Source organism: Massilia sp., assembly GCF_031995545.1.
Lineage (GTDB): Bacteria > Pseudomonadota > Gammaproteobacteria > Burkholderiales > Burkholderiaceae_D > Telluria.
This window is the reverse complement of the sequence record NZ_DAMAGA010000001.1, coordinates 267,827-283,453: the sequence shown is the minus strand read 5'-3', so window position 1 is coordinate 283,453 and position 15,627 is coordinate 267,827. Positions and strand designations below refer to the sequence as shown.

Genomic DNA, 15,627 nt, shown 5'->3' with positions numbered 1-15,627 from the left:
CCGAGACCCACCTGTAAAGCGCCCGCCATGTCCGAATCCGAATTGTCCCTTGCCAGCCTTGATACCGACCTCAACTGGCTGGCGGGCGGCGGAGAGATGGGCGAACTGATCCGCAGCATGGACTGGTCGAAGACGCCGCTGGGTCCGCTGTCCGAATGGCCGCAGAGTCTGCGCACCTCGGTCAGCCTGTGTCTGTCCTCGACCTTCCCGATCCTGGTGTGCTGGGGCCCCGACGACATCCAGATCTACAACGACGCCTATCGTCCAATCTGCGGCGACCTGCACCCGGCCTCGATGGGGGCGCCATTCAAGGTGATCTGGGCCTCGGCCTTGCCGGTGGTGGGCGACGCCTTCGAGCGCGCGCACCAGGGCCAGGGCGCCTACATCAAGGACCAGCAGATGTTCCTCGATCGCAGCGGCTACCTGGAAGAAGCCAACATGACGTTCTCGTTCTCGCCGATCCGCGACGAGTCGGGGGCGGTGGGCGGCGTATTCCACCCGATCACCGAAACCACCGCCGTGGTGCTTGGGGCGCGCCGCACCCAGTCGCTGCGCGACCTGAGCGCCGACCTGGCCGGCACCCGCACGGTCGACGAGATCGGCCGGCAGATCGAGCGCCATCATGCGCGCCTGGCGCCCGACGTTCCGTTCGTGCTGTTCTACCAGCTCGATGCCGACGGCGGCCAGCTGCAGCTGCGCGCGAATGCAGGCCTGCCCGAGGGCTGCGTGCTGGCGCCATCGACGCTGGCCTTCGATGACAATCTTCTTCCGTTCGCGAAGAGCGGCGCCGCGCACGCGGCCGAGCAGGTCGACGACGTCGTCGAGCGCCTGGAAGGCGCCGCCTGCGGTCCCTACGAAGATCCGCCGCGCTCGGCGCTGGTGCTGCCGGTCACGCTGCCGGGCCAGCAGCAGCCGTTCGGCTTCATCGTGGCCGGCGTCAGCGTGCGGCGCGCGCTCGACGCCGAGTACCGCAACTTCTACGAACTGCTGGCGGCGGCCGTGAACACCGCGGTCGGCAACGTGGTCGCCTACGAGCAGGAGCAGAAGCGCGCCGAAGAGTTGGCCGTGATCGACCGCGCCAAGACCGCGTTCTTTTCCAACGTCTCGCACGAATTCCGCACCCCGCTGACGCTGATCCTGGGGCCGCTCGAGGACGCCCTGGCCGACACCAGTGAGCCGCTGGAACCGGTCCAGCGCAAGCGCGTTGACGTCACGCACCGCAACGCGCTGCGCCTCCTGAAACTGGTCAATTCGCTGCTCGACTTCTCGCGCATCGAAGCCGGGCGGGTGCAGGCCAGCTATGTGCCGGTCGACCTGGCACAGGTGACGCTCGACCTGGCCGGCGTGTTCGAGTCGGCCATGGCCAAGGGCGGCCTGGACTACCGGGTCGAGCTCGACGACCTGGGCCAGGCGGTGTACGTCGACCGCGATATGTGGGAAAAGATCGTCTTCAACCTGCTGTCCAACGCCTTCAAGTTCACCCTGCAGGGCAGCGTCACGGTGACGCTGCGCGAACACGGCGGCATGGCGCGGCTGTCGGTGCAGGACAGCGGCACCGGCATCCCGGAGCATGAACTGCCGCGCATGTTCGAGCGCTTCCACCGCATCGAAGGCGCCCCCGGGCGCACCTATGAAGGCACCGGCATCGGCCTGGCCCTGATCCAGGAGCTGGTGCGCCTGCACGGCGGCAGCATCGCCGTGTCCAGCGTGTATGGCGAAGGCACGCGCTTCGACGTCGACCTGCCGTTCGGCAGCGCCCACCTGCCGCAGGAGCGCATCGCGCAGGCGCCGGACGACGGCGCCGCCAGCCAGCGCATGGGCGCCGCCTTTGTGGAGGAAGCGCTGCGCTGGCTGCCCGACGAAGAAACGGTGCGTGCGCCGGCCGCAGCGGCCGACCTGGCGACGACGTCCGATGACGCCGCGGCGCAGCGTCCGCGCATCCTGATTGCCGACGACAACAACGACATGCGCGCCTATCTCAAGTCGCTGCTCGAACCGCACGCCGAGGTGCGCGCCTGCGCCGACGGCGAAGCCGCGTTCGAGGCGCTGCTGAACGACCCGCACGACCTGCTGCTGAGCGACGTGATGATGCCGCGCCTGGACGGCTTCGGCCTGATCGCGCGCATCCGCGCCAGCGAGACGCTGCGCCACCTGCCGGTGATGCTGCTGTCGGCGCGCGCCGGCGAAGAAGCCAAGGTCGAAGGCTTGCAGGCCGGCGCCGACGACTACCTGGTGAAGCCGTTCTCGGCCAACGAACTGCTGGCGCGGGTGCGTACCCAGGTCACGCAAGGGCGCGAGCGGCTGCAGGCGGCGCGCGAAGCGGCCCAGCGCGAAGCCGAAGTGCATGCGCTGATCGATGCCTCGCCGGCGACCCTGTGGACCACCGACAACGACGGGCAGTGCACTTACCTGAGCCAGCGCTGGTACGACTACACCGGCCGCACCCCGGAGCAGGACCTGGGCATGGGTTGGCTGCAGAATGTGCATCCGGAAGACATGGCGCGTTCGGGCGAGATATTCCTGGCGGCGAACGCCGCGCGCCAGCCGTTCTCGCTCGATTACCGGCTGCGCCGCCATGACGGCAGCTACCGCTGGTTCATCGACGCCGGCATGCCGCGCCTGGACGCCAGCGGCGCCCCGGACGGCTACGTCGGCACCGTGATCGACGTCCATGAACGAAAGCTGCTGCAGGAGCGCTTCGAGCGCGTGTCCGAAGCCGGTGACATCGGCGTCTGGTACGCCGACGCGCCGTTCACGGGCTTCCAGCTCAATGCCGAGATGGCGGGCCACTTCGGCCTGGCTGGTGGGCGCGCCACGCCGGTGCAGGCGCCGCTGGCGACCCTGCTCGACGCGGTCGAGCAGGGCGACCGCGTGCGCCTCGAGGACGGCATCGCGCACGCGCTGCGGCACGGCGCGCGGCTCGACATCGAGTTCCGCAGCATCGCCCCGGGCGCGCGCGATGGCCTGGCGCCGCGCTGGCTGCGCGCGATCGGCTGGTGCGGCCTGGACGACAGCGGCCGGCCGGCGCGCTTCGACGGCGTCACGCTCGACATCGACCGCCACAAGCTGGCCGAGCAGGAGCTCAAGCGGCTGGCCAGCGAGCTGACCGAGAAGAACCGGCTGCAAAGCGAATTCCTGTTCACCCTTGCGCACGAGCTGCGCAACCCGCTGGCGCCGATCCGGTCCGGCCTGGAACTGATGCGTATCGGCGCCGCGGCGACCAATGTGCAAGGCATCATGCAGCGCCAGGTCGACCACATGGTGCACCTGGTCGACGACCTGCTCGACATGGCGCGCCTGGCCGAAGGCAAGGTGACGCTGCGCCTGGAGACGGTGATGCTGGACGCGGTGGTGCGCCAGGCGGTGGAGATGTGCGCACCGCAGATCGAAGCCGGGCGCCACGTCTTGACCCTGCGTCTGCCCGAGGCGCCGGTGGCGCTGCAGGCTGACCGCCACCGCCTGGCCCAGATCCTCAGCAACCTGATCAACAACGCCGCCAAGTACACGCCGCAGGGCGGCGCGATCGAGGTCGCGGCCGAGGTCAGGCGCACGGACGGCGGCAGGGAGGAAGTGGCGATCTCGGTATCCGACAATGGCATTGGTATCGCGCCCGACATGCTGCAGACGGTGTTCGACATGTATGCCCAAGTCAAGGATGCGGCCGGCATGGCCCAGGGCGGCCTCGGTGTCGGCCTGAACCTGGTGCAGCGCCTAGTGCAGCTGCACGGCGGCCGGGTGTGCGCCGCCAGCGAAGGGGCCGGGCGTGGCAGCTGCTTCACAGTGTGCCTGCCGTTGCCAGCAGGCGGGGACGCGGCGCCTGAAGCAGTGGTGGCCGCAGAGCAACCGGCTGCTCCCGCCGCGTCCGGATCGCTGCGCATCCTGGTGGTCGACGACAACGTCGACGCCGCCGAGATCCTGCAGGCGCTGCTCGAGATGAATGGCCATGCGGTTATGCTGGCCGCCGACGGCGCCTCGGCGCTGCGCCAGGCCGCGGCCCACCTGCCGCAGGTGGTGTTCCTCGACATCGGCCTGCCCGACATGAGCGGCTACGAAGCGGCGGCCGAGATGCGCCTGATCGACGGCATGGCGCATGCCACCCTGGTGGCGCTGACCGGCTGGGGCGCCGAGCAGGACCGCCAGCGCTCGCGCCGCGCCGGGTTCAATCATCACCTGACCAAGCCGGCCGACTTCGATACCGTCGAGCGTTTGATTGCCGACGTGGCGGCGAAGTAGAGCTCTTCAGCAGAGCACGATGGGTCACACGATGGGGTCAGATCCGAAAGTGAGACACGGGCTCGACGCTGGTGGCGAGATCTTTGCAGCTATCTGGCCATACGTTCGGGTGCTGACCCGTGTTCTTGCTGAGGCCGTGTCCGCTTTTCGGACCTGACCCCGGCTAGGCTTGAGTAATTCCGGATTGCAAACGATTTTCCACAGCTAGCGGCCAAGGCCTGGCAGCTTCAGCAAGTGGAAAGCAGGGCATGTTCAATCACGCGGCTCTACGGAAACTGAATGCAAGCAGGGTCACTCATGGGCGCCAATGAACGGTGGCGACGTGCGAGCGAAGGGAAAGACAAGAGGGGAAATAACGACGACAGGTGGCAGGCCTGGAGGGAAGTGCGGCCCGACGCGATGCGCCGGGCGCGCTGTTTGCCCCCGAACGTGCCTGCAGGCAGGCGGCGTCGGGTGATGCTGGCAACCGATTAGCGGCCGGTGGTGCCGGTGCCGGTGGTGCCGGTGGTGCTTTGCGGGTCGGTGCTCTGGGTGCCGGTGGCGCCTTCTGCAGTGCCGGCGCCGGTGGTGCCGGTGGTGCCGGTGGTGCCCGAAGTGCCGGTGCCGGTGCCGGTCGCGCCGGTGCCCATGTCGCCGGTGGTGCCGGTTGCGCCGGTGTTGGTGCCGCCGGTTGCGCCGCCCATGTCGCTGGTGGTGCCGGTGGTGCCGGTGCCGGTCATGCCGGTGCCGGTGTCACCGGTGGTGCCGGTGGCGCCCGAAGTGCTGCTCGGGGTCGTCGCCGAGGTGTCGGCCGGGACGGTGGTCTCGGTGGTTTCGTTCTTCTTGCAGGCGCCGAGCAGCGAAGCCATGAAGGCGGCGGTCAGCAGGATTTTTGGTGCCTTGGTCAGTGCTTTCATTTTTAACTCCTCGTTTACGTCACGTCTATCTTGTGCCGAAGTCTCCAGGTGAGGCGCTGGAGGGTCAACGGCGCCAGTGCGGTTCCCCGATCGACCTGACTCCAGGCCGGCGGTGGAACTTCCAGGGTACCGACGCAACGCGCGGTCCCGTTTGGTGCATCGATCCAACGGTGCTGATTAGACCGCAACTAAAATCAGCGGTTCGTTAGTTGGCGCACCTCTAACTACTATTTCACGAAAAAACTTAGTGAAATTGCTACATGTAAAGCACGCTGCGCCGGACGCGAACGCCCGGTTATTGCTCCCCCGGCACGGGCCGGATGGTCGTTGCCTCGCCGCCGTCCGGGCCGGCGAGCTGTTCGAGTAGAGCGGGAATCTCCCCCGGGAGTTCCCGCGCCAGGTAACCAAGTGTTCCCATGCGTGCGGCCAGGCGGTCGCCGGCGCGCGCATGCAATGCCACGCCCCAGCACGCGGCCTGGGCCGGCGGTGCGCCGCGCGCAGCCAGGCCGGCGATGATGCCGGCCAGGACGTCGCCCGAGCCGGATGCCGCCAGGCCGACGTTGCCGGCGCCCTGGTGCTGCCACAGCATGCCGTCCGGCGCCGCGATCACGGTGCGGCGGCCCTTGAGCGCCACCACCGCGTTCCACGCCTGCGCCGCCTCCTGCGCCGGGCCGTCGGGCGCATCGACCAGCGTGTCCTTCTCGCGCCCGGTCAGGTGCGCCATCTCGCCGCAGTGCGGGGTCAGGATCACGGGACGCTCGAAGCGCAGCGGCCGGCCTTCGGGCCAGTCGTGCGGCGGATGCAGCAGTGCGTCCATGCCGCAGGCGTCCAGCACCAGGTTGACTTCGGCTTCGTAGATGCCCGGCAGCAGCGCATGCACCAGGCGCGCGGTGGAGGCCGGGTCGCGCATGCCGGGACCGACCAGCATGGCGTTGACGCGGTCGGTGAGCGGATCGAGCGCGGACAGCGCATCGAGCTTGAAGCCGTCGGTTTCATGTTCTTCGAGGCCGATCACGCGCGCTTCGGGAATCGCCATCGCCACCAGCTGCGCCACGCTGGCGCCGGTGGCGATCGTCAGCTTGCCGGCGCCAGCGCGCATGGCGGCGGTGGCGGCCAGGATCACGGCGCCCGGCATCTCGCGCGAGCCGCCCAGGATCAGGACGTGGCCGCGCAATTCCTTGTCGCCGCCGGCGTTCGGTTGCGGCAGCGGCCAGCCGGCCAGGAACGCGGCGTCGATATCGTGCAGGCCGGCGGACATGCCGTCTTGCACGCGGGATTGCACCTGAGCGGTGCGCTGGTTGGCATCCATGGATGGTGGGCCTCAGGCGTTGGGCGCGACGGGCAGGTCCTTGGCGGCGGTGACCGGGGTGCCGCTCGCTTCCAGCGGCGCCACGAAGTTGACCAGGCGCAGCGCCAGGTCGCCGTGCTTGCCCAGGTCGGGATCGTATTCGTAGGACGTGACCGAGCAGTTCGGCACGTCGCCGGCGCGGTCGAAATCGAGGATCTGGGCTTCGGTCAGGTGCTCAAACAGGTAGCGGAAGCAATTGACGGTGACCTGATGCGCCACGATCAGCACGCGCTCGTGGCAGAACTCGCGCTCGAGCGTGTCCATCACGCTGCGCAGGCGCAGGATGACGTCGCACCAGCTCTCGCCGCCGGGTGGGCGGAAGTAGAACTTGCCCACGTGGTGGCGCTGTTCGTACAGGTCGGGGAACAGATGCGCGATGCCGTGCGTGGTGAGGCGGTCGAGCACACCGAATTCCTTTTCGCGCAGGCGCTCGTCGACCCGCACCGTGAGCTGCTCGCGGTCGAGCTGCCGCATCAGGATGTTGGCGGTCTCGGCAGCGCGGACGTAGGGCGAGTGCAGCACCACGGTCGGGCGCTGCTCGGGGGACAGGGCGGCGAACCAGGCGCCGAGCGCCTCGGACTGGCGCATGCCGAGCTCGGACAGCGGCACGTCGACGTCGCGTTCGGCGATATCGATGCGGTGACCGTTGGCGGCCTCCGCCAGGTCGCGCGCGACATTGCCCGCGCTTTGCCCATGCCGGACCACCCAGATTTCATGCGGCCACTTCTGTTCCGTTGTCATCGCCGAGTTTGTCAAATTTGTTAACTTGGCGACATCATAGACGGATTTGCCACAGCGTCAGCGCACGATTGCAGCTCGGCGCTAATGCCCGCTGCTGCCCGCTGGCGCCGTCGCAAACGGCTTACGGCATGCTTTATACCGCCTGTTCTTCGCTGTCCAGATTGACTTCGGCATCGCTGTCGAACACGCGCATATCGGTCTCGCCCAGCACCCGGCTGGTGACCGAACCGGCGGCGATCGAGCCGCTCACATTCAGTGCGGTGCGGCCCATGTCGATCAGCGGTTCGACCGAGATCAAGAGGCCGGCCAGCGCCACCGGCAAGTCCAGCGCCGACAGCACGATCAGCGCCGCGAAGGTGGCGCCGCCGCCCACGCCGGCCACGCCGATCGAGCCGAAGGCGACGATCGCCAACAGGGGCAACAGGAAACTGGCCGTGAACGGATCGATGCCGACCGTGGGCGCGATCATCACCGCCAGCATGGCCGGGTAGATACCGGCGCAGCCGTTCTGGCCGATGGTGGCGCCGAACGAGGCGGCGAAGTTGGCGATGCCTTCCGGCGTGCCCAGGCGCGAGGTTTGCGTCGCCACGCTCATCGGGATCGAGCCGGCGCTGGTGCGCGAGGTGAAGGCGAAGGCCAGCACCGGGAAGATCTTCTTCACGTAGCGCCATGGATTCAGGCCGGCGCCGCTGACCATCGCCAGGTGCACGCAGAACATCAGGGCCAGCGCGCAGTACGAAGCCACCACAAAGCTCAGCAGCGACAGGATGTCGTGGATGCTCGAACCGGCCACCACCTTGGCCATCAGCGCGAACACGCCGAACGGGGTCAGGCGCAGCACCAGGGTCACCATGCGCATCACGATCACGTGCGCCACGTGCACGAAGCTGCTGAACTGCTGGAACACGTCCGGCTTCTTGGCGGCGATGCCGACCGCCGAAATGCCGATGAAGATCGCGAACACCACCACCGCGATGGTCGAGGTCTTGCGCGCGCCGGTCATGTCGAGGAAGGGGTTGGCCGGGATGAACGAGAGCAGCATCGACGGCAGCGTGATTTCCTGCGCCGTCGCCTGGTTGCCCTGCAGGTAGACGCCGCGCGCCGCTTCGGCCGCGTCCGGCACCAGGCCGACCGCGGACAGGCCGAACAGCTTGGCCATGGCGATGCCGATCGTGGCCGCGACGATGGTGGTGGCGATCAGGATGCCGATGGTCAGGGTGCTGATCTTGCCGAGCGAGGCGGCGTCGCGCAGTTTGAGGATGGCCTGCACGATCGAGACCATGATCAGGGGGATCACGATCATCTGCAGCAGCTTGACGTAGCCGCTGCCGACCACGTCCAGCCAGGCGTTGGTGGCCGCGACTTCGGGCGAGGTGGCGCCGTACATTGCCTGCAGGCCGGCGCCCAGCACCACGCCCAGGCCGAGGCCGGCGAACACGCGCTTGGTGAACGACATGTGGCTGGCCTGCATGCGGTACAGCAGGATGCAGACGGCCAGCGCGATGGCCAGATTAACGATTACGGGAAAGGTCATAGGGTCTGTGGTGGCGGCAGGGCCTTGGCAGCATTGCGACACACTATTGGGCAAACAAGGGATCACGCCATTCTATAGGCAATGTGACATTGCCGCTGAGCCATCATTAGATTTTAAAGTTGTCTAGATATATTGTTGGCTTCATAAAAAGCTGTTGCTTCACGGCGACGGAATGGCCGGATAGCGCAAAGGGCTTGTCCAATATTTCCCACACAGCGAGTATTGTTTCTATAATCCAATAAAACCTCCTTCATTACTTCGGCCTTCGGCCAGCGGACCATGTTCAAACACCTCAGCATCAAGTCACGCCTCGTCTTCGTCATCGCCTTCCTCGCCGTCGAACTGGTCGCCGGCGCGGTCATCGGCATCTACAACCTCGGTGTCGCCAACGCCGAACTCAAGCAAATGTACGACCACCGCCTGGTGGGCCTGAACCAGGTGGGCCAGGTGACCCAGCTGATCACGGCCAACCAGCTGGCCGTGGCCAAGGCGGTGAGCTTGGAAGATGCGGGCCAGCGCGGTGCCGCGATGATGGCGATCGACACCAATATCGCGGCCATCGACAAGCTGTGGGCCGACTACAAGGCGATGGACCTGAACGACAACGAGCGCGCGCTGGTGGAACAGTTCACCGCCGCCCGCAAGGCCTTCCTCGATCAGGGCCTGGCGCCGGCCGTGGCCGCGATCCGCGCCAACGACAATGCCGCCGCGGTGGTGCTGCTGAACGGTCCGATGACGCGCCTGTATGCGCCGCTCAACGACCTGGGCGGTAAGCTGATCAAGGAGCAGCAGGACGCCGCGCTGCAGGAATACCAGCATTCGCAGTCCACCTTCGAGACCGTGCGCGCGGTGTGCCTGGCCGGCCTGGTGTTCGGCCTGGCGATGGCGGCCTTCGTGGGCTGGGTGCTGGTGCGCGCCATCGTGCGTCCGCTGGAAAAAGCCGTGGCAGTGGCCGGCGCCGTGGCCAAGGGCGACCTGACCCAGACCATCGACGTCACCTCGCACGACGAGACCGGCCGCCTGCTGCAGGCGCTGAAGGACATGAACGATTCGCTGGTGCGCATCGTCAGCCAGGTGCGGACCGGCACCGACAACATCGCCACCGCCTCGAGCGAAATCGCGGCCGGCAACCTCGACCTGTCGTCGCGCACCGAGCAGCAGGCCGGCTCGCTGGAAGAAACCGCGTCGTCGATGGAAGAACTGACCTCGACCGTCAAGCAGAACGCGGACAACGCACGCCAGGCCAACGCCCTGGCCACCTCGGCTTCGGAAGTGGCGGGCAAGGGCGGCGACGTGGTGGCGCAGGTGGTGCAGACCATGGGCGCGATCAACGCCTCGGCCACCCGCATCGTGGACATCATCGGCGTGATCGACGGCATCGCCTTCCAGACCAACATCCTGGCGCTGAATGCGGCGGTGGAAGCGGCCCGTGCGGGCGAGCAGGGTCGCGGCTTCGCGGTGGTGGCCGGCGAAGTGCGCAGCCTGGCACAGCGTTCGGCGGCGGCAGCGAAAGAGATCAAGCTCCTGATCGACGACTCGGTCGAGAAGGTGCACCACGGCTCGGAACTGGTGGACCGCGCCGGTTCGACCATGGCCGAGATCGTGCAAAGCGTGAACCGCGTGACCGATATCATGGCCGAGATCACCGCCGCCAGCCAGGAACAGACCGCCGGCATCGAGCAGATCAACGGCGCGGTGGCGCAGATGGACCAGGTGACGCAGCAGAATGCGGCGCTGGTGGAAGAGGCGTCGGCAGCAGCGGCCTCGCTGCAGGACGAGGCGTCGGCGCTGGCGCATACGGTTGGCGCGTTCAAGCTGAATGTGGCGGTTGGCGCGCGGGCGGCGGTTGCCGCGCCGCGTGTGACGACCACGCTGCCGGCGATGGTGGCCAAGGCGCCTGTGAAGGCGGCTGCGGCCGAGCCGGTCAAGCCGGCGGCGCAGCCGAAGGCGGAGAGTGCGCCGGCGGCAGCGAAGTCGAAGAAGGCCGAGACGGCCGATGTGGGCGAGGGCTGGGAAGAGTTCTGATCGATCGAGCAGCCATTTGCCCGACCAAATTAGTTAGCTTTTGAACGTCATCCCCGCGCAGGCGGGGACGCAAGTCCGTTCATTCCTCAAGTGCACGCAGGCTGGCACGATACTGTGCCACATCGCCCGCCACCGCATGGTAGCCCGCCTGGTGCATCCGACGCCGTGGCAGTGACGTAATCGGGTGGCGGGTTGGCCAGGTCATGGCCGGAATAGCTTATTCGAAAGCGATCAGCAGCGCGGTCAGGCCGATGCACAGGCCGGCGACCACGCCGATGCGCTGGCGCAGGCGGCGACCATTGGCCACGATGTGCTTGGCAATGCTGCGGCGTGGCGCACGCGGATTGCTGCGGTCGAGCGCGGTGGCGGCGTGGATCGAGGAGTGGTGGCGCTGGGTATGTTCGGTGTTCATGATGGATTCTCCGTGCCGTCTCCGCCGGAGACTGGCTAAAAATGATATAGAAATGACTGGGGTAGAGCGGGCAAGCGAGCGGTTGGTTCGCTCAGCTGCACAATTCGTGTCGTGTGTCGCTGGCATGGCGCCGGCAACAGGCAAGCGCAGCCATGGCAAACGGCGGGCATTGGTAGTGCAAACGGTGAATACGTGACATGCGGGCGCCAGTTCGAGCTTCGACATCGAAGATCCGCGACTACAGCAGGCCGGGGGCGGCGGCTGTGTCCGGTGCATTATTTATTTTACATCTACACCAGCCCTGAACAAGGCGCGCACGATTGCCGTAATGCGAGTTTATCCAAGGCAACACATTTATCGTAGCACGCCGTTAGGCTGGCGATAACGAATTTTCTCGCATAAGCGAGAGACAAATGGTTGTAAAGGCGCGAAACGCTGGAGAAGTGTTACGAAGAGGGCAGCGGAAAACAAAAAAGGCACCATGATTTCTCATGATGCCTTCATTGCTACAACAAATTCTTGGTAGGCCGTGCGGGATTCGAACCTGCGACCAACGGATTAAAAGTCCGCTGCTCTACCAGCTGAGCTAACGACCCGAAGAAGCAAGATTATAGGGTGCGACCGCACCCTTGTCAATTGTCACGCCGATCCAGCGCAACGCGACGATGGTTTACTTCAGCGACGCCAACCGGTCGCGCGCAGTCTGCGCTGCGCTCGAGCTCGGATACTTGGACACCAGCTGCTGCAGCGCCTTCTTGGCGTTCTTGTTGTCCTTCAGCAGGGCGTAGCTGCTGGCGATGTTCAGCATCGCGTCCGGCGCCTTGGCGCTGGAGTTATAGGTGCTGGTGACCACTTCCTGGGCCGCGATGGCCTTCTTGTAGTCGCCCAGCGCGTAATAGGTGTTGCCCAGCCAGTATTGCGCATTCGAGGCGTAGGCCGAATCCGGGTAGCGGCGCACGAATTCCTGCAGCGCGCCGGCGGCGCCCTTGTAGTCGCCCGACTGGAACAGGGCGGTGGCGGCCTCATAGGCGGTCTTTTCGGTCGGCAGCACGGCGGCGGTCTGGCCGTCGATGGTTTCCTGCTGCGGCTCGACCTTCTTCAGGCGCGCGTCGAGGTCAGCGTACAGCTGCTTCTGGCTGTTCTGCGCCTTGGCCACTTCGTTGGCCAGCACCTCGATCTGGCCGCGCAGGCGCGCCAGTTCCTGCATGGTCTGCTCGTGCTGGTTCAGCATGTCGATGGTGACCGACTTGTCCGCCTTGGCGTCGACGCGTCCGTTCAGGTCGCGGGCGATGTTGTCGACCTTCGTGCGCAGATCGAGAATCGCGCGGCGCGCTTCCTCATCGTCGAGCAGGCCGGCCGATGCCTGCAGCGGCATCCAGGCCGCCAGGAACAGGCAGGCGAGGCGGGACGGGGACAGTTTGATCATGGTTGCTCTTTCGTTACTAAACCGTTGCAGAGATAAAAAACAGGGCGGGTAGCAGTCTGCACTGCGTCCCGCCCCGTGTCAATCGGCCGAATCGGCCGATTGGTGTCAGCAATGGATTACTGATAGACGATGTCGGCGCGGCGGTTTTCTGCCCAGGCAGCTTCGTCGCTACCGGTTGCCTTCGGCTTTTCTTCGCCCAGCGAGACGGCTTCCATCTGGCCTTCCGACACGCCCAGCGACGCCATCGAGCGACGGACGGCTTCGGCACGCTTCTGGCCCAGGGCCAGGTTGTACTCGGTGCCGCCGCGTTCGTCGGTGTTGCCCTGGATCAGGACTTTACGCGAGGTGTTCTTGGTCAGGTAACCCGAGTGGTTCTGCACCACTGGCTGGCCGTCGGCGCGGACCACGAAGCTGTCGTAGTCGAAGTAGACGCTACGGTTGGCCAGCACGCCTTTTGGATCGTTCAGCGGATCGACGCTGCCGGTTTCGACCGGACGGATGTCACGGGTGTCGGCCGGTGCGGCGGCTGCCGGTTCAGGCGACTTTTCGACGACTGGGGTCTCGTTCAGCTTGGTCGGCGACGAGCAAGCGGCGAGCAGGGTTGCTGCGGAAGCGATGAAAGCGACACTCTTGAAGTTGCGCATGGATTTTCTCCTGTTCTGGTTAAGGTTTTACTTCTTACTTCATGAAGGGACCCCAGCTGGGCTCCCGAATGTTTCCCGCTTTGGTCGTCAAGCGTTGCTTGACGCGTCCATCTACAGATACCACTGCAAGCGAGACACGCCCGCCGCCCTTGGTCGCATACATGATGTACTTGCCGTTAGGCGAAAAACTCGGTTCGGTGGCCCCATCGGCCAGGCGAAGTTCCTGGCCGCTCGCCAGGTCCATCGCGTATAAGGAGAAAGCGCCGCCGCGCTGCGAAATCCAGGCCAGCGTCTTGCCGTCGGATGACACGCGCGGGCTGATGTTGTAGTTGCCGTTGAACGTCACGCGGGTGGCATTGCCGCCCGAAGCGCTCATCTTGTAGATCTGCGGGCCGCCGCTGCGGTCGCTGGTGAAGTAAATGGTCTTGCCGTCGCTTGAAAACTGCGGCTCGGTGTCGATCGCCGGGCTGTTGGTCAGGCGGCGGTGGCCGCTGCCGTCCGAGCGCACCGAGTAGATCTCGGTATTGCCGTCCTTCGACAGGGCCACGGCCAGGGTGCTGCCGTCAGGCGACCACGACGGGGCCGAGTTGTTGCCCTTTTCGTTCGAGATCACGTTGCGGCGACCGGTCATCAGGTCTTGCAGGTAGACCACCGGCTTGCGGTTTTCCATCGAGACGTAGGCGACCTTGCTGCCGTCCGGCGACCAGGATGGCGAGATGATCGGTTCCTTGCCCTGGGTGGCGATGATTTCGTTTTCGCCGTCGGCGTCGGCCACGGCCAGTGCGTAGCGGTTGGCGGCGCGGTCTTCTTTCACGTAGGCGATGCGGGTCGAGAAGATGCCGCGGATGCCGGTCAGCTTTTCGTAGACGTCGTCGGCGATGCGGTGTGCCTGCAGACGGGTGTAGCGCGGCTGCACTTCGCCGCCGAGCTGCGAGATCTCGCCGCCCTTGACGGTGTCCATCAGTTTATAACGCACGGCGAAACGGCCGTCCGGTTGGCGCGCCACGCTGCCGATCACCAGCGCATCGGCGCCGCTCGACTTGAAGGCGGCAAGGTTGATGGCGCCGGCGTCGCGGTCGCTGATCGCCTGGCCGGCATCGATCACCTTGAACACGCCGCTGCGCTGCAGGTCGGCGCGGATGATTTCCGACACCTTGTCCGGTGCCACCGATTCGTCGGCGAAGGCCGCGACCGCGACCGGGATCTGGCTGCTGCCGACACCGGCGATTTCGATCTGGAGCTGTGCATTGGCTGCCGTTCCCATGGCCAGGGAAACACTGAACAGCAAGAGATGGAGTTTTTTCATGGTTCTAGTCTGTCTAAATTAATTCACAGGAATCAATCGTAGTCTTTCATCGAGAAATTCACGTCAAGCGTTCGTTCCACCGTACCGTCCTTCTTCTTGGGCAGTGGCGATGCTTTCTTGATACCATTTTCCACTGCTCTGTCAAATTCCGGCACACCGCTGGACTTCACCAGGCGCACCGACATGATTTCGCCGGTCGGCAACTGCTCTACGCGGAATACCGCCTTCGGATTGCCCGGCACGTCGGTGTTGCCCGGATACGCGGTATTGCTCTTGATCGCGGCCGTGATCGCGGCGATGTAGCCGCCGTCGGATTTCGGTCCGGTCGATTTGGCGGCGGTGCCGCTGCTGCCCATGGCGCCGGCCATGCGTTTCAGTTCGTCCTGGCGGAATTTCTCCAGCTTGGCGGCTTCGGCTGCGGCTGCTTTTGCCTTGGCGGCGTCGGCCTTTTTCTTCTCGGCGGCGGCGAGCTTGTCGGCTTCCTTCTTCTCGGCTTCCTTCTTCTTCGCCTCGGCCAGCTTCTCGGCTTCTTTCTTCTTGGCGTCTTCGGCCTTTTTGTCCGCCAGTTCCTTCTGCTTGCGTTCGGCTTCGTCGCGCTTTTTCTGCTCGGCCAGCTCGCGCTTGCGCTCTTCCTCGCGCTCGCGTTTCTCGGCCTCGCGCTTCTCTGCGAGTTTCTTGGCTTCCTCTTCCTTGCGCTGCTTTTCGCGCTGCAGGGCGATGTCCGGCGGCGTCGGTGCAGGACGCTCTACCTCGGGCTCCGGCGCCGGTGGCGGGGGAGGAGGCGGAGCAGGCGCCGGTTCAGGTTCCGGCTCGGGCTCAGGCGCCGGCTCCGGCGGCAATTCCGGCGCGGCGGCGCTCTGCACCGACATGTCCCATACTTCGGCCTCGACCGCGACCGGAGTCTTGGTCTGCCAGCTGATGCCGATCCACAGGAAGCCCAGCAGAACGGCGTGCACGGCTACTGCCAGCAGGAAAGCTGGCAGGCGGCTCGGTTCGGGCGGCACACGGTAGGGCGCGCCGGCAGGGGCTTGCTTCATGGCTGACATTGCTGGGTTTGCAGGA

The 15,627-nt window shown here is 65.8% G+C and carries 11 protein-coding genes and 1 tRNA gene; 2 read left to right on the top strand and 10 right to left on the bottom strand.

Annotated elements, in window-relative coordinates:
• The first annotated feature begins 27 nt into the window (after positions 1–27).
• A complete protein-coding gene (locus RTQ83_RS01320) occupies positions 28–4,233 on the top strand; it encodes an ATP-binding protein (protein WP_312510737.1) in 4,206 nt (1,401 codons plus the stop codon).
• 470 nt (positions 4,234–4,703) lie between these two features.
• Here RTQ83_RS01320 and RTQ83_RS01315 read toward each other — a convergent pair whose 3' ends face one another.
• The 4 genes from RTQ83_RS01315 to RTQ83_RS01300 form a co-directional block, all read right to left on the bottom strand.
• Positions 4,704–5,129 carry a hypothetical protein gene (locus RTQ83_RS01315; RefSeq protein WP_312510736.1) on the bottom strand — a complete coding sequence of 142 codons (426 nt, stop codon included), beginning with the start codon at positions 5,127–5,129 and terminating at the stop codon, positions 4,704–4,706.
• 295 nt (positions 5,130–5,424) lie between these two features.
• A complete protein-coding gene (locus RTQ83_RS01310) occupies positions 5,425–6,438 on the bottom strand; it encodes an NAD(P)H-hydrate dehydratase (protein WP_312510735.1) in 1,014 nt (337 codons plus the stop codon).
• Between the two features lie 12 nt (positions 6,439–6,450).
• Positions 6,451–7,218 (bottom strand): histidine phosphatase family protein, encoded by a 768-nt coding sequence (locus RTQ83_RS01305; RefSeq protein ID WP_312510734.1) that lies wholly within the window; start codon positions 7,216–7,218, stop codon positions 6,451–6,453.
• 133 nt (positions 7,219–7,351) lie between these two features.
• Positions 7,352–8,752 (bottom strand): cation:dicarboxylate symporter family transporter, encoded by a 1,401-nt coding sequence (locus RTQ83_RS01300; RefSeq protein ID WP_312510732.1) that lies wholly within the window; start codon positions 8,750–8,752, stop codon positions 7,352–7,354.
• A 279-nt stretch (positions 8,753–9,031) separates the two neighbouring features.
• Here RTQ83_RS01300 and RTQ83_RS01295 point away from each other — a divergent pair, with 279 nt between their 5' ends.
• A complete protein-coding gene (locus RTQ83_RS01295) occupies positions 9,032–10,777 on the top strand; it encodes a methyl-accepting chemotaxis protein (protein ID WP_312510731.1) in 1,746 nt (581 codons plus the stop codon).
• Between the two features lie 217 nt (positions 10,778–10,994).
• Here RTQ83_RS01295 and RTQ83_RS01290 read toward each other — a convergent pair whose 3' ends face one another.
• From RTQ83_RS01290 to tolA, 6 genes are all read right to left on the bottom strand, one after another.
• Positions 10,995–11,189 (bottom strand): hypothetical protein, encoded by a 195-nt coding sequence (locus RTQ83_RS01290; RefSeq protein WP_312510730.1) that lies wholly within the window; start codon positions 11,187–11,189, stop codon positions 10,995–10,997.
• A 520-nt stretch (positions 11,190–11,709) separates the two neighbouring features.
• Positions 11,710–11,785 (bottom strand) — tRNA-Lys (locus RTQ83_RS01285).
• Between the two features lie 74 nt (positions 11,786–11,859).
• On the bottom strand, positions 11,860–12,615 hold the full coding sequence (gene ybgF / locus RTQ83_RS01280; RefSeq protein WP_312510729.1) for a tol-pal system protein YbgF: 756 nt from the start codon (positions 12,613–12,615) through the stop codon (positions 11,860–11,862).
• Between the two features lie 116 nt (positions 12,616–12,731).
• Complete coding sequence (gene pal / locus RTQ83_RS01275; protein WP_312510728.1) at positions 12,732–13,259, bottom strand: peptidoglycan-associated lipoprotein Pal; 528 nt, start codon at positions 13,257–13,259, stop codon at positions 12,732–12,734.
• Between the two features lie 34 nt (positions 13,260–13,293).
• Positions 13,294–14,565 carry a Tol-Pal system beta propeller repeat protein TolB gene (gene tolB, locus RTQ83_RS01270; RefSeq protein ID WP_312510727.1) on the bottom strand — a complete coding sequence of 424 codons (1,272 nt, stop codon included), beginning with the start codon at positions 14,563–14,565 and terminating at the stop codon, positions 13,294–13,296.
• 32 nt (positions 14,566–14,597) lie between these two features.
• On the bottom strand, positions 14,598–15,602 hold the full coding sequence (gene tolA / locus RTQ83_RS01265) for a cell envelope integrity protein TolA (RefSeq protein ID WP_312510726.1): 1,005 nt from the start codon (positions 15,600–15,602) through the stop codon (positions 14,598–14,600).
• Positions 15,603–15,627 lie beyond the last annotated feature (25 nt).